The organism is Bradyrhizobium sp. (assembly GCF_004799445.1).
Classification (GTDB): domain Bacteria; phylum Pseudomonadota; class Alphaproteobacteria; order Rhizobiales; family Xanthobacteraceae; genus Bradyrhizobium.
The window spans coordinates 116,392-134,183 of record NZ_SSNA01000198.1; the positions used below are offsets into that span (position 1 = coordinate 116,392).

General features: G+C 62.0%; 14 protein-coding genes. 5 read left to right on the forward strand and 9 right to left on the reverse strand.

Going from position 1 to position 17,792, the window contains the following annotated elements:
- Positions 1 to 61: 61 nt before the first annotated feature.
- Together E8A46_RS25255 and E8A46_RS25260 are read left to right on the forward strand one after the other, a co-directional pair.
- On the forward strand, positions 62 to 1,069 hold the full coding sequence (locus tag E8A46_RS25255; RefSeq protein WP_291567027.1) for a Gfo/Idh/MocA family oxidoreductase: 1,008 nt from the start codon (positions 62 to 64) through the stop codon (positions 1,067 to 1,069).
- Positions 1,066 to 1,758, forward strand: coding sequence for a GntR family transcriptional regulator (locus E8A46_RS25260; protein WP_291567029.1), 693 nt, complete (start codon positions 1,066 to 1,068; stop codon positions 1,756 to 1,758). Before E8A46_RS25255 ends, E8A46_RS25260 begins: the two co-directional genes overlap by 4 nt.
- Before the next feature lie 121 nt (positions 1,759 to 1,879).
- On the opposite strand, the gene E8A46_RS25265 is transcribed toward E8A46_RS25260, so the two are convergent.
- Complete coding sequence (locus E8A46_RS25265) at positions 1,880 to 2,698, reverse strand: NAD(P)-dependent oxidoreductase (RefSeq protein WP_291567031.1); 819 nt, start codon at positions 2,696 to 2,698, stop codon at positions 1,880 to 1,882.
- A gap of 275 nt (positions 2,699 to 2,973) precedes the next feature.
- Between E8A46_RS25265 and E8A46_RS25270 the strand changes: the two genes are divergently transcribed.
- Entirely contained in the window at positions 2,974 to 3,939 is a 966-nt protein-coding gene (locus tag E8A46_RS25270) for an SMP-30/gluconolactonase/LRE family protein (RefSeq protein WP_291567033.1), read from the forward strand.
- A gap of 164 nt (positions 3,940 to 4,103) precedes the next feature.
- Here E8A46_RS25270 and E8A46_RS25275 read toward each other — a convergent pair whose 3' ends face one another.
- Positions 4,104 to 5,534 (reverse strand): aldehyde dehydrogenase family protein, encoded by a 1,431-nt coding sequence (locus E8A46_RS25275; RefSeq protein ID WP_291567036.1) that lies wholly within the window; start codon positions 5,532 to 5,534, stop codon positions 4,104 to 4,106.
- Between the two features lie 297 nt (positions 5,535 to 5,831).
- On the reverse strand, positions 5,832 to 8,198 hold the full coding sequence (locus E8A46_RS25280; RefSeq protein WP_291567038.1) for a transketolase: 2,367 nt from the start codon (positions 8,196 to 8,198) through the stop codon (positions 5,832 to 5,834).
- Positions 8,199 to 8,335: 137 nt separating this feature from the next.
- Here E8A46_RS25280 and E8A46_RS25285 point away from each other — a divergent pair, with 137 nt between their 5' ends.
- Complete coding sequence (locus tag E8A46_RS25285) at positions 8,336 to 8,797, forward strand: Lrp/AsnC family transcriptional regulator (protein ID WP_291567040.1); 462 nt, start codon at positions 8,336 to 8,338, stop codon at positions 8,795 to 8,797.
- 38 nt (positions 8,798 to 8,835) lie between these two features.
- Here the strand turns inward: E8A46_RS25285 and E8A46_RS25290 are convergent, their stop codons facing one another.
- The 4 genes from E8A46_RS25290 to E8A46_RS25305 all read right to left on the reverse strand — a co-directional run bounded on the left by E8A46_RS25290 (position 8,836) and on the right by E8A46_RS25305 (position 14,374).
- Entirely contained in the window at positions 8,836 to 9,645 is an 810-nt protein-coding gene (locus tag E8A46_RS25290) for an outer membrane beta-barrel protein (RefSeq protein WP_291567042.1), read from the reverse strand.
- An 18-nt stretch (positions 9,646 to 9,663) separates the two neighbouring features.
- On the reverse strand, positions 9,664 to 11,079 hold the full coding sequence (locus E8A46_RS25295; RefSeq protein ID WP_291567044.1) for an Lpg1974 family pore-forming outer membrane protein: 1,416 nt from the start codon (positions 11,077 to 11,079) through the stop codon (positions 9,664 to 9,666).
- A gap of 385 nt (positions 11,080 to 11,464) precedes the next feature.
- Positions 11,465 to 13,129: a hypothetical protein gene (locus E8A46_RS25300; protein WP_291567047.1), complete on the reverse strand. Its 1,665-nt coding sequence runs from the start codon at positions 13,127 to 13,129 to the stop codon at positions 11,465 to 11,467.
- Positions 13,130 to 13,249: 120 nt separating this feature from the next.
- Complete coding sequence (locus tag E8A46_RS25305) at positions 13,250 to 14,374, reverse strand: helix-turn-helix transcriptional regulator (RefSeq protein WP_291567049.1); 1,125 nt, start codon at positions 14,372 to 14,374, stop codon at positions 13,250 to 13,252.
- A 274-nt stretch (positions 14,375 to 14,648) separates the two neighbouring features.
- Here E8A46_RS25305 and E8A46_RS25310 point away from each other — a divergent pair, with 274 nt between their 5' ends.
- A complete protein-coding gene (locus tag E8A46_RS25310) occupies positions 14,649 to 15,557 on the forward strand; it encodes a LysR family transcriptional regulator (protein WP_291567051.1) in 909 nt (302 codons plus the stop codon).
- 86 nt (positions 15,558 to 15,643) lie between these two features.
- Here E8A46_RS25310 and E8A46_RS25315 read toward each other — a convergent pair whose 3' ends face one another.
- Positions 15,644 to 16,585 carry a DMT family transporter gene (locus tag E8A46_RS25315; RefSeq protein ID WP_291567149.1) on the reverse strand — a complete coding sequence of 314 codons (942 nt, stop codon included), beginning with the start codon at positions 16,583 to 16,585 and terminating at the stop codon, positions 15,644 to 15,646.
- A gap of 256 nt (positions 16,586 to 16,841) precedes the next feature.
- Entirely contained in the window at positions 16,842 to 17,681 is an 840-nt protein-coding gene (locus E8A46_RS25320; protein ID WP_291567053.1) for an aldo/keto reductase, read from the reverse strand.
- Between the last annotated feature and the right edge of the window lie 111 nt (positions 17,682 to 17,792).

Here is a 17,792-nt window from a genome sequence, read left to right on the forward strand (position 1 = left end):
GTATTATTGACAATGAATTTCATGCGTGCTGATTTTACGTCATGACCCGATCCGAACGCCCATGAGCAAGCCGCTCCGCATTGGCCTGATCGGCGCCGGCATGGTGAGCCGTCATCACCTGATCGCGTGGGCCGACATCCCGGATTCTGCGCGCGTGGTCGCGATCGCCGATCCCTCCCGCGAAAATGCCGCGCGGCGCGCGGATGAATTTTCGATTTCAAAAATCTATGCCGACGCCGAAGCGATGCTGGCGACGAGCGAACTCGACGCCGTCGATATCGCAGCCCCCCGCCAGTTCCACGTGCCGCTGGTGCGGCTGGCGGCGAAACGGGGCTTGCCGGTGCTCTGCCAGAAGCCGCTCGCGCCCAATTTGCAGCAAGCGATCGACCTCGCCGCGGACGTCAAAAGCCAGACCCGGCTGATGGTTCACGAGAACTGGCGGTTCCGCGGCTATTATCGCGACGCCGCCGCGTGGCTGCGCGAGGGCCGCATCGGCGATGTCAAGCAGGCGCAACTTACCCTGCTCACCTCGGGCGTATTGCCGGGAGCGGATGGATTGCGCCCGGCGCTGCAGCGGCAACCCTTCATGCGCGGGGAAAAGCGCATGCTGGTCGCCGAGGTTCTGATCCATCACCTCGACACCCTGCGCATGCTGCTCGGGCCGTTGCGGGTCACCGCGGCGGGCCTCAGCCGAACTTACTCCGAGATGGCCGGAGAAGACGGCGCGGTGATCCAGATGAAGACCGAGGGCGGCGGCAGCGTCACCGTCTTCGCCAGCTTCGCCGCGCATGGGTTTCCCGCAGCCCAGGTCGACCGGCTCGACATTCTCGGAGCAACCGGCTCGATCCGGCTCGATGGGCCGCATCTCGTCTGCGCGGGCGCCTCGCCCGCCGAGAAGCATTACGATCTCGCCGTCGAATATCAGGGCTCATACAACCGGACCATCGCGCATTTCGTCCAGTCGCTCGCCAACAACACCCCGTTCGAGACCGCGCCGGAGGACAACATCGAGACCCTGCGCCTGGTCGAGGATTGCTACCGGCTCTCCGGCTGGGAGGCGGCACGATGAAGCCGCAGACCGCCTTGCCCGAAACGAACGCCCCCACGCGCGAAGAAGAACAGGCCGAGGTGATCCGAAGGCTGGAAGAGGACATCATCTTCGGCCGCCTGGCGCCGGGCGCGCGTCTGGTCGAGGACACGCTGATGAGCCGCTACGGCGCCAGCCGGCATTTCGTGCGCCAGGCGCTGTTTCAACTCGAGCGCCAGGGCATCGTGCTGCGCGAAAAGAATATCGGCGCCACCGTGCGGTTCTATTCCGCCGAAGAAGTACGGCAGATCTACGAGGTGCGGGAAATGCTGACGCGGCAGGCGGCGCTGATGATCGCCCTGCCCGCGCCCGCGGGTTTGATCGAACAGCTGACCGAGCTGCAGCGGCGATATTGCGCCAAGGCCGACGCGCGGGATCTGCGCGGCATCCATGAAGCCAACGACGCCTTCCACGTCGCGCTGTTTTCGGCCTGCGGCAATCCCTATCTGGTGCGCTCGCTGCAGGACTACATGAACCTGACGCTGCCGATGCGCGCCAAGAATCTCGCCGACAGGGAAGGCCTGGCGTTGTCACGCCGCCAGCATGAATTGATGATCGAATTGCTCAAGGGCCGCGACAGCTGGGCGCTGGCGCAGCTCTGCGTCGATCACATGCAATTCAGCAAGGCGGATTACCTCGGGCGGATCGCTGGAGAAAAGAGCGCCGAGTAAGGCACGTCATTCCGGGGCGATGCAAAGCATCGAACCCGGAATCTCGAGGTAATAAAGAATCGCAAAACAATATCGAGATTCCGGGTTCACGCTGACGCGCGCCCCGGAACGACGTGAATCATCACTTCAAATCAAAGATCCGGCTGCTGTCGCCGTCGAACTCCATGCCGCAGAACGCGCCGCCCTGGTAGAAATCACCGACCGGATCGGGCTTGAGCTTGGCCTGTTCGGCCATCGCGTGTTCGCGAAAGTCTTCGGCGCGCCCGGTCGGGCGATAGCCGAGGTCGTAGGCGCGGTGATTGTCCCACCATGCGCGCTCGTTATTGGACGCGCCGTAGAAAATCTCGAAATGGATGTCGGGATGCTCCAGTCCGATCCGGCACAGCTGCACCAGATCTTCCGGCTTCAGCCAGATCGCAAGCCGGCGATGATCCAGCGGCTTGTCGCCGAAATTGCCGATCCGGATGCAGGTTACCTTCATGCCGTGCTTGTCGGCATAGAGCGCGCCGACCGCTTCGCCGAACACCTTGCTCACGCCATAACGGCTGTCGGGCCGCGCCGTCACGTCGGTGCCGATCCGGTGATGGCGCGGATAGAATCCCATCGCATGGTTCGATGACGCGAAGATGATGCGTTTGACGCCCTTCTTGCGCGCCGCTTCGAACAGATTGTAGCCGCCGATGATATTGGACTGCAGGATGTTGTCCCACGGGCCCTCGACCGAATAGCCGCCAAAATGCAGGATGCCGTCGACGCCTTCGCAGATCGACTCGACCTGGGCGAGATCGGCCAGATCGGCCGCCTTGAATTTTTCGTTTTTGCCGAGATCGGCGGGCGCCTTGAGGTCGCTCAGCAGCAGGTCCGGATAGATCGGCGGCAGCAACTTGCGCAGGCTAGTGCCGATTCCCCCGGACGCGCCGGTCATCAGTATGCGTGGCATTTCATCCCTCGTTGTCGAAGCATTGCGCGGAGTATGACGCGGCGCGCGCAGTGCGGCAAGATGCGGTTCATTGTCATTGCGAGCCAACGGGTCGCGCGAACGCGCGCCCGATGACAGGCTCCGCGAAGCAATCCAGTATTAGGCTGGCAAGCTGGATTGCTTCGTCGCTACGCTCCTCGCAATGACGATGGAAATCGTGTTTGCTTGCCGCCGGAACGCACGGATGATAGCAAATGGTCCCGGCGAGGAACTCTCAGCAGCAACGAGAACAGAAAATGTCCGATAAATTCGCACGTCCCGGCTTTCAGCCGGCGACGCAATATCCCGATCCCGCAATCCATGCGCTCGATCCGCGCTTTGAAAAATACTGGCTGAAGCTCTCGGCGGTGGAGCGGCTGACCACGGGATTGCGCTGGGCCGAGGGTCCGGTGTGGTTCGGTGACGGGCGTTATCTGTTGTGCAGCGACATTCCGAACCAGCGCATCCTGAAATGGGAAGAGGAAACCGGCTCCGTCAGCATCTACCGCAAGCCGTCGAATTTCGCCAACGGCAACACCCGCGACCGCCAGGGACGCTTGGTCACCTGCGAGCATGGCGGGCGCCGCGTTGTGCGAACCGAATATGACGGTTCGATCACCGTGCTGATGGATTCGTTCGACGGCAAGCGGCTGAATTCGCCGAACGACGTCGTGGTGAAATCCGACGGCTCGATCTGGTTCACCGATCCGATTTTCGGACTGCTTGGCAATTACGAAGGTTACGTGGCGGAGTCCGAGATCGCCATGAACGTCTACCGGATCGACGGCCAGACCGGAAAGGCCACCATCGTTGCAGAGGGCATTCTCGGTCCGAACGGGCTGTGCTTCTCGCCGGACGAAAAGATCCTCTACATCATCGAATCGCGCGGCGTACCGACCCGCAAGATTCTCGCCTACGATGTCGCCGCCAGCGGCGACAGGATTTCGAACAAGCGCGTGCACGTCGACGCCGGCCCCGCCACGCCCGACGGCATGCGCTGCGACATCGACGGCAATCTGTGGTGCGGCTGGGGCATGGGCGATCCCGAGCTCGACGGCGTCGTGGTGTTTGCGCCCGACGGCGTGATGATCGGCCGCATCGCGCTGCCCGAACGCTGCGCCAACGTCTGCTTCGGCGGGCTGAAGCGCAACCGGCTGTTCATGGCCGCCAGCCAGTCGATCTATTCGCTCTATGTGAACACGCAGGGCACGCTGGGGGGATAATCGTCCCGCCGTCATTGCGAGCGAAGCGAAGCAATCCACAGACAATGGAAGTCTGGATTGCTTCGTCGCTAGCGCTCCTCGCAATGACGGCGATGTAATCCCCAAGACACAAAAACGCCGGAGCGGAAGGAATCCGCCCCGGCGTTCTCAACGTCTTCAGTCGCTTACGCGGCGTTGAAGCCGGCGACCGCTTTCACCTCGAGATATTCCTCCAGGCCGAACTTGCCCCACTCGCGGCCGTTGCCGGACTGCTTGTAGCCGCCGAACGGCGCGGTGCGGTCGTTCGGCACGCCCTGCAAATTGACGTTGCCGGCGCGGATCTTGCGGCCGACCCGGCGTGCGCTCTCGACCGTATCGGCGGAGACGTAACCGGCGAGCCCATACGGCGTGTCGTTGGCGATCCGCACGGCGTCGGCTTCATCCTTGGCGCCGAGAATGGTGAGCACGGGGCCGAAGATTTCCTCGCGCGCGATCGTCATGTCGTTGGTGACGTCGGCGAAGATGGTCGGGCGCACATAGAAGCCCTTGTTGACACCCTCAGGAAGGCCGGGACCGCCGGCAACCACCGTGGCGCCTTCCTCGATGCCTTTGTGGATCAAGGCCTGGATCTTGTCCCACTGGATGCGCGACACCACGGGGCCGATCGTGGTGCCCTCGGCGCGCGGATCGCCCGCCTTGGTCTTGTCGGCGACGCCCTTGGCGATGGCGGCGACTTCCTTCATCTTCGACAGCGGCACGATCATCCTCGATGGCGCGTTGCAGGACTGGCCGGAATTGTTGAACATGTGCATCACGCCGCCGGTGACCGCCTTGGTGAGGTCGGCGCCTTCGAGGATGACGTTCGGCGATTTGCCGCCGAGTTCCTGGCTGACGCGCTTGACGGTGGGTGCAGCGCGCTTGGCGACATCGATGCCGGCGCGGGTCGAGCCCGTAAACGAGATCATGTCGATACCCGGATGTTCGGCCATGGCGGCGCCGACTTCGGGGCCGAGCCCATTGATCAGGTTGAACACGCCCTTAGGCACGCCGGCTTCATGCAGGATCTCGGCGAAGATCAAGGCCGATGATGGCGTGAACTCCGAGGGCTTGAGGATCATGGTGCAGCCGGCGGCAAGCGCAGGCGCCACCTTGCAGGCGATCTGGTTCAGCGGCCAGTTCCACGGCGTGATCATGCCGACAACGCCGACGGGCTCGCGCAGCACCACCGCCGAACCAATGGGCTCCTCGAAATGGTAATTCTTCAGCACTTCCAGCGTCGACATGATGTGGCCGAGGCCGGCGCCGGCCTGCATCTTCTCGGCCATCGGCAATGGCGCGCCCATCTCGTCGGAGACGGCGGCGCCGATGTCCTTCATGCGGGTCTTGTAGACCTCGACGATCTTCGACAGCAGCGCGACACGCTCCTCGCGGGAGGTCTGCGAATAGGTCTCGAAGGCGCGCCTGGCCGCGGCCACAGCCTTGTCGACGTCGGCCTTGGAGCCGAGCGCAATCTCGTACATCGCCTCTTCGGTCGCCGGGTTGACGACCGGCGTGGATTTCTTGACGACGGGATCGACCCAGGCGCCGTCGATGTAGAATTGCATGCGGTTGACCATCGTAAACCTCTTGATTTCACGGGCAAATGGAGGGGGAACGGGGGCGTTCGGCAAGCATCCTTGCACGAAAGCCGCGGAAAATGAACCCGCCATATGCGGGATGCCGCATTGCGGCGGATGCGGCATATAAAGTCGGTGGTGTGACGGACGCAAGGTTGCCGCCGGGATTTTCGTTAGTTGTCGTCCCGGCGAGCGCCGGGACCCATAACCACCGGCGGTAATCGTTAAGGAAGTCGTCCCCCGGCGTGCAGGACAATGATCGCCGCGGCGTATGGGTCCCTGCTTTCGCAGGGACGACTACACCGCCATCTTGCGATGCCGCACCGGCGCGCCGGCGGTGAGGCTTTCGGCGGCGTCGATGATGGCGTTGGCATCGATGCCATAGTGCCGGTAGAGGTCATCGATCGTGCCGGTCTGGCCGAAATGCTCGACGCCGAGCGCTTCGACCCGGTGGCCGCGCACGCTGCCGAGCCAGCCCAGCGTGGCCGGGTGACCGTCGATCACGGTGACGATGCCGCAATCGCGCGGCAGCGGTGCCAGCAGTTTTTCGATGTGGCTGAGATGCGCCACGCCGCGGCGGTCGCGGCGCCCTTTTCGCGCCCCGGTCCATCCCGCATGCAGCCGGTCGGCCGACGTGATCGCCAACAGGCCGACGTCGCGGCGGCTCTCGCCCAACAGGCCGACGGCCTCGATCGCCTCGGGCGCCACCGCGCCGGTATAGGCGATCACCACTTCGGCGTTCGGCCCCGGCTTGCGCAGCCAGTAGGCGCCTTCGGTGATGCCGGCCTGCAGATCGGGCGTCATGATCCGCTGCGGCTGGTCGAGCGTGCGGGTAGATAACCTCAGATAAACCGAGCCGCCCTCGCCGCCTTCGCGTTGCATATGCTGGAAGCCGAAAGCCATGATGGCAGCGAGTTCGTCGACAAAGGCCGGCTCGAATGACGCCAGCCCATCCTGCGCCATGCCGATCAGGGGCGTCGCGATCGACTGGTGCGCGCCGCCTTCCGGCGCCAATGTGATGCCCGACGGCGTCGCCGCCACCATGAAGCGCGCGTCCTGATAGCAGGCGTAGTTGAGGGCATCGAGGCCGCGTTCGATGAAGGGATCGTATAACGTCGCCACCGGCAACAGGCGTTCGCCGTTGATGGCGTGCGACAGACCCAGCGCCGACATCAGGATGAACAGGTTCATCTCGGCGATGCCGAGCTCGATGTGCTGTCCCTTCGGCGAGGCATCCCAGTTGAAGGTCGACGGGATTTTTTCGCTGCGGAACAGATCGGCCTTTTCGGCGCGCGCGAACAGCCCGCGGCGGTTGACCCAGGCGCCAAGATTGGTCGACACCGTGACGTCGGGCGAAGCGGTCACGATGCGCGAGGCAAGCTCCGTATCGCCGCGCGCGAGTTCGTTCAGCACCAGCCCAAAGCCCTGCTGGGTCGACATTTGCGGCGACGGCGTGAACGCAAGCCGCTCGGGCACATCGATCACAGGCGCGGTCAGGCGGCGCCGGCCGTCGCGGTTGAACGGCGCCGCGCTGAGAAACGCCTCCAGCGCCGCGGGCATTTGAGAAAGTCCCTCGAACTTCTCCCACTCGTGACCGGGCCGGATGTTCTGCGTGCCGCGCCATTTTTCCATCTGGGCTGGCGTCATCAATCCCGCGTGGTTGTCCTTGTGGCCCTGGAACGGCAGGCCTATGCCCTTGATGGTGTAGGCGATGAAGCAGACCGGGCGATCGTGATCGATCGCCTCGAAGGCTTCGCACATGCTGGCCGTGTCGTGGCCACCGAGATTGGACATCAGCTCCAGCAATTCGTCGTCGCTGCGCCGCTCGATCAGTTGCGACACCGCGCCCTGGTCGCCGATCTCGTCGCGCAAATGCTTGCGGAACGCGGCCCCGCCCTGGAAACACAGCGCCGCATAGAGCTGATTCGGACAGGCATCGATCCACCTCTTCAGCGCCTCGCCGCCTGCTTCCGCGAATGCGGTTCGCATCAGCTTGCCGTATTTCACGATCACCACGTCCCAGCCGAAATTGCGGAACATGGATTCGAATTTCTCCCACAGCCCTTCGCGCACCACGGCATCGAGGCTTTGGCGGTTGTAATCGACCACCCACCAGGTGTTGCGCAGCCCGTGCTTCCAGCCCTCGAGCAGCGCCTCGAAGATATTGCCCTCATCCATCTCGGCGTCGCCGACCAGCGCGATCATGCGCCCCTCGGGGCGATCCTTGGCCCAGCCATGCGCCTTGACGTAGTCCTGCACCAGCGAGGCAAACAGCGTCTGCGCGACGCCGAGGCCGACCGAGCCGGTGGAGAAATCGACGTCGTCGGTGTCCTTGGTACGTGACGGATAGGACTGCGCGCCCTTGAAGCCGCGAAAATTCTCCAGCTTGTCGCGGGTCTGGTGCCCGAACAGATACTGGATGGCGTGAAACACCGGGCTCGCATGCGGCTTCACCGCGACGCGGTCCTGCGGCCGCAGCACCGAGAAATACAGCGCCGACATGATGGTGGCGAGCGAGGCCGAGGAGGCCTGATGGCCGCCGACCTTCAGACCGTCGACATTGGGCCGGATGTGGTTGGCGTGATGGATGGTCCACGACGACAGCCACAGCACTTTGCGCGCCAGCGCGGACAGCATCTCAAGACGTGCGGGTTCGGTCGCCATGGCGGTATTCCCTGCACCTGGATCAGGGCGGGATATTATCGCGGCAAGATTCGCTAAAAATCTCAAATTTTGGCGATATACCCTACAAAATTGGGATAAATTACCACCATAGAGCCCCACAAACAGAGTTTATCCCAATGCCTGTCCTTGACGCCATCGACCGCAAGATCCTCGGCCTGCTGCAAGCCGACAGCCGCACCACCATGGCCGAACTCGCCGACAAGGTCGGCCTGTCGGTCTCGCCCTGTCACCGCCGGGTGAAACTGCTGGAGGAGCGCGGCGTGATCACGCGCTATATCGCAACCGTCGACCAGAAATCGCTCGGCCTGCATGTCAGCGTGTTCATTTCGATCAAACTGGCGCGCCAGAAGGAAGAAGACCTCAACCGGTTTGCCCGCGCGATCTCGAAATGGGACGAGGTGCTGGAGTGCTATCTGATGACCGGCAATCGCGATTATCTCTTGCGCGTCGTCGCCGCCGACCTGTCATCGTATGAGGCATTCCTGAAGAACAAGCTGACGCGGCTCGACGGCATCGCCTCGATCGAGTCGAGCTTTGCGCTGAGCCAGGTGAAATATTCAATCGCGCTGCCGGTGTGACCCTCAGTCGCCCCCCGCGAAAGCGGCGAGACCAAAAATCAGAAGCGGTAGTTGAGACCGGCGCGCGCAATGCTGGCCTTGAGGTCGATGCTATGAAACATCGGTTGTGCCGGGAATTGTAGCAGGGCGCCGGTCGCCGATGCGGTGCCGAAATTAACATAGAGGTATTCGGCCTTGGCGCTCCATCGGCTCCACAGCGCTGCCTCGATGCCACCACCCAGTGTATATCCGGTCCTGCCATTGGAGAGCGACACGGCCTCGGTGGTGGGGTTGTTGTCGGCAAAAGAGAAACTGCCGTTCAGAGTTGTGAATGCAGCGCCCCCGGTCGCAAAGAACAGCCAATTGTTGGCGGCAACACCGACGCGCCCACGCGTGGTGGCGAGCCAGTTCGTTCCGGCTGAGGACATGACAAAGAAGCACTGATTGGGACAAGTTTTACTGGAATACGCTGCTGCCGTAGAAGTGCTGCCGCTCAAGTGGAAAGATTCGATATCGCCTTCAATGCCGAAGACGAAGTTGCCCGCCTGCCAGTTGTAGCCCGCCTCGAAGCCGCCGGTGAAACCGTTCGGCTTGATGCTCTGAACGCCGGCAGCATTCACGAGCGGCACGTTTTCGGGGAAAAAATAGCCGGCGGGACTGAACACCGTCGAGGTCGACGAGTTGGAACTTCCCCAGGCACCACCTGCGTTCACGCCAATGTACCCACCGGTCCAGGTGTAGGCCGGATCAGCGATTACCGGGGCTTTTGTGTAGGCGCGAGCCGGCAAGTCCGCCGCAGACGCTGCATCAAAGCCAGCAATTGCGATCGCCGCGGCGACCGCTGAAAAGACGAATTTAGCGTTGCTCATGATGCCTCTGAAATCGTTTTAAAATTGCGCAGAAACGGCCAGCCGCGGGCCATGAATGTAGCGATTGATCTGAGCCAGATTTTTTGGATCATTCTGCGCATCCAGACCGGTAAAGGCGTTGAAAAAGGCGTCCAGACGGTAGCTCAGGCTCGCCTTCACGTTCTGCGAGAACCAGTAGGACACGCCCACCTGAATGTCGGCGTTGAGCACCGTTGCAAATTTCTGCGCGGTGTTGACCACTGGTGGGGCGAGAGATAACCCTCCTGGGTTGGGAATGACCACCTCATTATCAAAGCTGGTTATGCTCTGAAAATTCTGCGTTCCAAACAGGGCCGCGACATCACCCAGATAGTCGAAAGTCCAGCCACGCAGCATTGGCACGGAACCTTCGACGCCGAAGCGAGGGCCGGCGCCGAGGAATTTGAGTTGTTGCGAAACATTGGTGTCGCCGCCGATAAAGAAATCATTTCCGCTACCGACGAGAGACTCGCTCACGGTTTCGCGTGAATTGGTCGTCGCGCGCAACTCGGCCATACGCATACCGAATTTGAATTGCATGGCATCGGCGCCCGATCCAATGACGTCACGTCCCAGCGCCAGATCCGCCAGCCAATGCGTCTCCTTGTGTGCAACGGATTCTGCATCTGTGAGGGTAACGGTAGACGGTGGCCCGCCGCCGGCGGAGAAGCTGTCCGAACTGGAGGAGCCGGAAATTACGCTTGTCCGTCCCTCACCGTAACGGAATTGGCCGCTCACGTGCCAAGGTGATCCGGCAAACCGGTAATCAAACCCGGTCGCGGCCTCCCAGCCGACCTTTGGCAAGAGTGGAAAAAACAGCAGCCTTGTATCGACCCCCGTTACAAACGATACCGTCGAGCGAGTATAAAAGCTGTCGATCGGATCGCCGCCGCTCCAGATCGCGCCGCCCTCTCCCCATACCCTGAACTGGCCGCGCTCCACAGGTGCGGCAACTTTCGCGTAGATCGGCAGGTCCGCCGCGTAAGCTTCACGAGGTTCCTGCCGCGTCGGGAGAAGGGCGGAGGGCGAGCGATTATTTGTAGTTGCGGTCTGTTTGACGAGGGTAGCGTTCTGTTCGCGCAGCTCCTTGACGCGGCGCAGTGCTTCATTTTCCTTCTTGATGGCGGCAATTTCCTTCTCAAGCACCTGAACCCGGGCCAGCGCCTCCTCCGCATTTTCGGCCCGTGCGCTGGTTTGCATCAGGAGCCCAACGGCGAGGCAGGTCGGTGCCAAAATTCCAAATTTGAGTCTTGAGGAAATCACACGGGTGGCGATGGCGAGGCCTCGCAGAGTGGCGCCGGATCCAGCGTGGCTCGCGAGCAACTGCGCGCGAGGAGCACCGGGATCGCGCACGACCGGGTCGCCCCCCGGGACCACAGCGAGATCGAATCCTCGGCGAATGCATCCTGATTCCATTGTGTCGCGCCCTGATCTTCTTGCGTTCTGTTTTCAGACTGTGTGGGACGAAGGCTTGCCGCACATCAGCCGTTCGGCCTACGCCGGGACCGACTTCATGCCATAACCGCCATTCTGGAGTTGCCGTCGGCAGTTTTCCGGGACGTGTTGCCTAATTGCTTCAGACGCGAGGTCGGTCGCGGTCGCGTCCGAAAGGCGGTGCGCGATTATGGCTCGTCGTCTGCTTCACGGTCGCGTTGAAGCATCAGACGGACCAGTTCGGCCTGGCGATGTGTTCCGGTCTTCTCGAAAATCCGGGCGAGATGGGTGCAGCCAGTGGATCGCGAGATATTTAATCGGTCCGCGGCCGTGGACTCAGGTCCATGATGTCTGCCGCGGCCAAGAATCAAATCAGCTGGGGCAGCACCAGAGTTTTCGTGTTCGGCTCGGGTATCGCAATCCAATTGTCGTTGCCCCATCCATGTGGCGAACCCAAAACCTTGAAGCATGACGGGTTGCCGCTTTGGAAGCCCACGACAAAAACGCTGCCGTCCTCACCAAGCTTGGAGGAAACAGGCCCCTTGAAACCCTTCAACAGCACCCAATCCGTGTTCGAAAGGTCGGGGTGCAAAGGTGTCCACTGCCGATAGAACACTCCGCGATCGGCATCCGACACGAAGACATGGAATCGATCTTCTTGCGGCGTGACGCTCAACGAGCCGGTGAAAGAGCCTCCGAGCGTTTGCCAGCCGGAAGGGCGAACGGCGTTTGCGCCTGAAGGGTCGAGCGTCAAATGACAAACCGCGCCCGACCGGTCGAAGCCGAATAGATGCGCCGAGCCGTCCCGGCTTCTGATCGCCAGCACATCGTGATCCCTGATTTCACCCAGGTTCTGCCAAACCGGTTTGGCGTCGGATTTTTCGGGCTGCTCCAGCCTTCCGTGCAAGAGCAACCCGTCCTCCCCACCGGCAAAGACATCGATACTTCCGGACGCAGAGCCCAACACCGTCAACGGCCCCGACAGCTGTTCGCCGACCAGTTGCCAGTTTGATTGTCCCAAGCCGGACCGGATAACCTTTCGATACGCGGTTAGATCGGGGCCCAAGGAAAACATGTGGGCGTGGCCCGGTGTTCCTCCAACCGCGACCGCGTGACCGACCGTCATTGACGTCGCAGAACCGATCACCGCGCGAAGCTGATCGGCGACGCGTCTGCGCCGCGCGGTCTCGGGATGATCCGTCACCTGAAAAATGATCCGGCCATGGATACCATAGCCAAATCGCACATTTATCGAGTTGAGGTTAAAGTCGATCGTTTGGGCGCTCTGTGTTGCAAATTGCCCAAGCTCGTGCGTCTGCACGATCCCGGTAATGATGGCCTGATCGTTATCGGCATAGGTGTTGCCGTCGGGCACGTCGGGCAGCAGGGTGTCCGGGCCCGGCCCATGGGCGAAGCCTTCAAAGCCGTCGAGGAAGGGAAAACTGGGAGAGTCCTCATCGTATCCAAGAATGGAAAATCTCAGAGAATCGGGAGCGAAATCCAGGTCGATGGTGGGAAAGGGTTGGTTGTAGGTACCACCGTCCAAAAAACGGTGGTCGGTCAGGAAGCGGGACAAGATGCCGTAATCATTGCCGCCGTCATAAACTTCGATATTGAAGTACATGTCTTCGTTGGCACGAGTGAGGATTGTCAGTGTATCGAAGAAGACATGAGCCGAGCGCGTCGCCGTAAAGAGGTCGCCGGTAACCTTGGCGAGACCAAGAGCCTGATCGAGGCCACCGGCGGCCTTTATGACAAACTCATAGTGAGTGAACGGCTCCAGGCCATCGAATTCGACTTTGTGCACCTGTTGCAACCCGTCAAAAATCGGAAATCGCACAAAGGTGGGGTTAGGCACCTGCTCCGCGATACGATCGGCCCTTGAGAGTTCGACGACCGGCACGGTCGCGAACGGCGTCGTGAACCGGATGACGGCGGTCGTGACACCCGGAATGGCGACGACATTGTCGATCCTCTGCATCGCCTTCGGAGGATCGATCGTAGGAATGATGTATGGGATCGACTGCGGCATAGCTGTCTCCTTAAGGCCGGATCATCCGAATATTTCGCCCCGCGCAGGCGAGCAGCAGCTGTTGCCGAATTGCTTGAGACGCGAGACCGTTGGAGCCCGCGCCCGAAAGGCGGCGCGCGATCACGGCTCGCCGCCTGCTTCACGGTTGCGTTGAAGAATCAGACGGACCAGTTCCGCCTGGCGATGTGTTCCGGTCTTCTCGAAAATCCGGGCAAGATGGGTGCGGCCGGTGGATCGCGAGATCTGTAACCGATCCGCGGCCGCCTGGATCCCCGCGCCAGCCACGATCTCGCCCGCGAAGGCCGCTTCCGCTGCCGTCAGACCAAAGCGCCGCTGAAGCCACGCGATCGGCGACCTGGTCTTGCGGTCAGGGTCAGTGACGAACAGGATCGCCACCGGACGTCCCGTCATCGAGAACAGAGGCACTTCGGAGCGAAGCGGCGCCACCTGCAACGAGATCGGAGACCGGTCTGGTCTACGCGACAGCCGCAGCGAACCGCCGGTACCTGCCTCGGCTCCGTGGCGCGCGCACCCGGCAACGAGCGCGTGCAGGAGCGCCGTGTCAGCGGCCGAATTGGCACAAAGGACGCCTTCCGTAACTCGCAGGCCGTCACCGGCCGCAAACAGGCGCTCGGCTTCCTGACTGGCGAATACCACGCCAACGCACTCATCGACGAGCAGCGCGCCTTGCTCCAGCCGGTTCAAGGCCTCGGCGGACGCCTCGCACCGCGTCTCAAGACCGGCGAGCCTGGTGTTAAGCTGCACTGCCCGTCGCAGGTGCGGCGAAAGAAGTTGAAAGAGTTGGATATGCTCGGGGTCGAACTCATCCTTTCGGTGTGTGGCGATAACGGTCTGCTGTCCTCGCTCGACGAGGGTAACCGCGTTGAGCATTGATCCGAGGCGCTGCGGCGCGAGGAAATCGTTGTAGAATTCGGTGCGGACAAGCTCGCTTTTCGGCATGATCATGGAGTCGGTCTGTATGGTGCCGGCCGGAGCCGAGGCCGCCCGTTGCCACAGCGGATTCACGCCGTGATAGTAGCTGCAGTAGCTTTCGTAATAGGCCGGCTCGCATTGAGGTGCGAGGCTCCAGGACTCGGCGGGGCTGGCGCCCTGTCGCGTCAGCACGGTGGAGTGTGAAGCGCATACGCTGGAAATCAAACGAAGGGCGTCCGGCCAACGGCTGAAATCGATTGCGGCATCATAGATCGCGTTGATCAAAGCAGCGAACGTACTCTCGTCAATCATGTTTCGGCCCGCTACACCGCAAGCGGGCGTGAGCCTGGCGCCTCCTCGATGGCGGTGCGCCGTGGATAAAGAACGACATTGGAACGCGATCGTCCGTTGCGCATGGCTTCGTGACAGGAGTGGTTCCGCCCCACCCATCAACGCTGCGCGGGGGGATTTCCATGTCGAACTCCAGGCAAAAACGTCAGCTATTGATCAATGGATCGATATGGTGCGATATAAAAGCCCCCAAATTCGACTAACAGTGTAAGCTTTTATGATACAAAAGCGGAGCGTGCGGAGGTCGCTGAACCTCAATCGGCTGGTTGTGTTCGCCGCTGTGGTCGAGGCCGGCTCCCTCACGGGGGCAGCGAAGCGATTGAGGCTGACCAAGACTGTTGTCAGCTCGCACCTCAAGAAACTGGAAGAGGAATTGGGGGTGACGCTGATCGGGCGCACCACCCGAAGAATGCGGCTCACCGACATTGGAAGAGAACTCCATGAGCGAACTCAAGGGCCTCTGATTGAATTGATGGCAGGGGCTGCTGCGGCGCGCGACCACGCGCGCGCGCCGCGCGGCTCGGTACGCGTGACGGCGCCCATCGATTATGGCTCGGAGATCCTGGCTCCGCTGCTGGTTCGCATCCAGCAGGAAAACCCCGGACTCGTGATCGATCTCATTTTGGATGACCATCCGCTGGATTTCATCGCAGAAGGCATCGACATCGCCATCCGCATCGGATGGGTGCTGCAGGATTCCAGTTATCGCACTGTCAGACTGGGAGCGTTCAAGACGTGGGTCGTTGCGCCGGCGTCCTGGGCCTCCTCAGCTCCCTCAATCAGGACGCCGACCGATCTTCTTGGCCGCCCGTTCATCGCCGGCTCGATGCTCAAGAGCCCCGCGCGCTGGGAATTTGGGAGCGCAGATGGCATCCATACAGCGCAAATCTTCGACATCACGATGTTCGCCAACACGAACGTGGCCGTCAGGGCCGCTGTCGAAAGCGGCGGAGGATTCACCATTCTTCCGGACTTCGCCGTTCGCTCCCGGCTGGAGAGCGGCAGCCTGATCCGGCTGCTCGACAATTGGAGCCTGCCATCAGGTGATATCCAGGCGATCATGCCCGCGGCGCGTCACCAGAGCGCCGTGGCGCGGATGTTGTTTTCGTCCCTGCAGACCCTGCTCCGCCAAGCTGCAAACTAGGTTCTCGTTGTCCCGTGATCTCCCGGCGCAGCTGCGCAACGCTCGGCTAGTCCCATGAGTGCCTGATTGCTCCGCCTGAGACCGGCTTATGCATTCGGGGATGGCTCAGCCTGAACCAAAAGCTGCGATCGCCGCACGCGCTCGCGGTGGGCGGTATAGAGGCCGCTGGCGACGATGAACATGGCGCCGGTCACGGTCCAGCCGTCAGGCACTTCGCCGAACACCAGAAAGCCGAGGATGCTGGCCCACAAAAGCTGGGTGTAGGAAAACGGCGCCAGCACCGAGGCGTCCGCATAGCGAAAGGCGAGCACGACGATCCACTGCCCCGCCGTCGACGCAACGCCGATGAAAATCCCGAACCAGATGTCGTGCCAGCTCGGCGCGACCCAGACCAACGGCACCAGCGCCGACAGAATGCAAACGCCCGCGATCGACGAATAGGTCATGGTGGTGGCGGCGCGCTCCCTGCCGCTCATCATCCGCGTCATGATCAGCGTGCAGGCCCAGGCCAGCGCCGACACCAGCGGGAAGAAAACGGCGGGATGAAACGCGCTGGTGCCCGGCCGCAGGATGATCAGCACGCCGATCAATCCGACGGCGGTCGCGAGCCAGCGGCGCAGGCCGACGCTCTCGCCGAGAAACATGATCGACAGCGCGGTGACGAACAGCGGCGAGACGAATCCGGTGGCGGAGGCTTCGGCGATGGGAAGAAACCGCAGGCCGGAAATGAACAGCAGCGACGACGACAACAGCGCCACGCCGCGCAGCAGCTGCAGGCCGGGCCGTTCGGTGCGCAAGGCAAACAGCGGCGAGCCCGGCAGCATCGCCGGAACCATGACCAATGCGAACACCAGAAACCTGATCCAGGCGATCTCGATCGAGGGCAGCGTCGCCGACAGATACTTCGCGGTGACATCGGAAGCCCCGAGAAACACCGTCGATGCCAGGATCAGCGCGATACCGCGAAACGGCCGATCGGCGCGCGCGGGCGCAGCACGGCCGGCCGACTTTTTCTCGGGCAAGGGCAATGACGTACTGTCCAGCCTGTGGGCTGCGGCGGGTGGGGTCACGGGTGAACTCGGGCGGAGGAAATGATCGAATCGGACGAGATGTCAAAAACGACAATCGCCTGAGATGAACAAGGCCGGAAAACAGGCAGCGGATATGCGCAAACAGAGCGTTTTCGAGCGAAAGCCTGCCCCGCACTTGATGCGGGGTGGAGAGCGGTTCGCGTCAGGAAAACGCGTCAGGACGAAAGACCGCGGCCGTGTTGCCGCAGCGCAGCTAAAGCATTGGCAGGCTTCGAGGTCTCGGCCCGCGCGGAAAGGCCTTATCGAGCGCTGCATTTTCCTCAATGCCCAGCACCAGCTCGCCGGCCGCGGCGTTGTCGGCGGCGTGCTCGGGCGTGGAGGCCTTGGGTATGGCAAACAGCCGGGGTTCACGGATCAGGAAACTCAAGGCGACCTGGCGTGGCGAAGCGCCATGGCGTTTTGCGATCATCTGCAAAAGCTCGCCGCCCTTGCTGCGCGGGTCCGGAAATTCGCTGTGACCGAACGGGGAATAGGCGACCACCGCGACGCCGTGTTTCGCACACCATGGAATCACCGCGTGCTCGATGGCGCGTTCCTGCAGATGATAGAGAACCTGGTTGCAGGCGATCCTGCCGTCGCCCGCGACGGCCAGCATCTCATCGAGATCGTCGGCATCGAAATTGCTGACGCCCCATGACCGGATTTTTCCGGCGTCTACCAGTTGCTCGAATGCCGCGACGGTTTCGGCCAAAAGATACGAGCCGCGCCAGTGCAACAGATAGCAATCGAGCCGGTCGGTCTTCAGCCGCGCCAGCGAGCGCTCGCACGCGGCAATGGTGTCGCGCCGCGAGGCGTTGCTCGGCAGCACCTTCGAGACCAGAAAAATCTCATCACGCTGCCCGGCGATGGCTTCGGCGATCACCAGCTCCGCATCGCCATACATTTCGGCGGTGTCGATGTGGCTCATGCCGAGATCGATGCCGCGGCGTAGCGCGGCGACCGCACTTCTGCGATCCCCGCGATCGATGTACCAGGTGCCCTGCCCGATCGCGGATACTTGCTTGCCGGTGCTGCCGAATTCCTTCTGCCTCAAGATTTCCTCGCAAACTTTGGAGGCCTGGAGAATACTTATCGTCATTGCGAGCGCAAGCGAAGCAATCATACATAGAGGACGCAATAACCGACGTCGATTGCCTCCCCGAAC

What these genes read in the sequence shown, in the direction of transcription:
- E8A46_RS25255 (WP_291567027.1), top strand. Translation starts at nt 62, where the DNA reads ATGAGCAAGCCGCTCCGCATTGGCCTGATCGGCGCCGGCATGGTGAGC.
- E8A46_RS25260 (WP_291567029.1), top strand. Translation starts at nt 1,066, where the DNA reads ATGAAGCCGCAGACCGCCTTGCCCGAAACGAACGCCCCCACGCGCGAA.
- E8A46_RS25265 (WP_291567031.1), bottom strand. Translation starts at nt 2,698, where the DNA reads ATGCCACGCATACTGATGACCGGCGCGTCCGGGGGAATCGGCACTAGC.
- E8A46_RS25270 (WP_291567033.1), top strand. Translation starts at nt 2,974, where the DNA reads ATGTCCGATAAATTCGCACGTCCCGGCTTTCAGCCGGCGACGCAATAT.
- E8A46_RS25275 (WP_291567036.1), bottom strand. Translation starts at nt 5,534, where the DNA reads ATGGTCAACCGCATGCAATTCTACATCGACGGCGCCTGGGTCGATCCC.
- E8A46_RS25280 (WP_291567038.1), bottom strand. Translation starts at nt 8,198, where the DNA reads ATGGCGACCGAACCCGCACGTCTTGAGATGCTGTCCGCGCTGGCGCGC.
- E8A46_RS25285 (WP_291567040.1), top strand. Translation starts at nt 8,336, where the DNA reads ATGCCTGTCCTTGACGCCATCGACCGCAAGATCCTCGGCCTGCTGCAA.
- E8A46_RS25290 (WP_291567042.1), bottom strand. Translation starts at nt 9,645, where the DNA reads ATGAGCAACGCTAAATTCGTCTTTTCAGCGGTCGCCGCGGCGATCGCA.
- E8A46_RS25295 (WP_291567044.1), bottom strand. Translation starts at nt 11,079, where the DNA reads ATGGAATCAGGATGCATTCGCCGAGGATTCGATCTCGCTGTGGTCCCG.
- E8A46_RS25300 (WP_291567047.1), bottom strand. Translation starts at nt 13,129, where the DNA reads ATGCCGCAGTCGATCCCATACATCATTCCTACGATCGATCCTCCGAAG.
- E8A46_RS25305 (WP_291567049.1), bottom strand. Translation starts at nt 14,374, where the DNA reads ATGATTGACGAGAGTACGTTCGCTGCTTTGATCAACGCGATCTATGAT.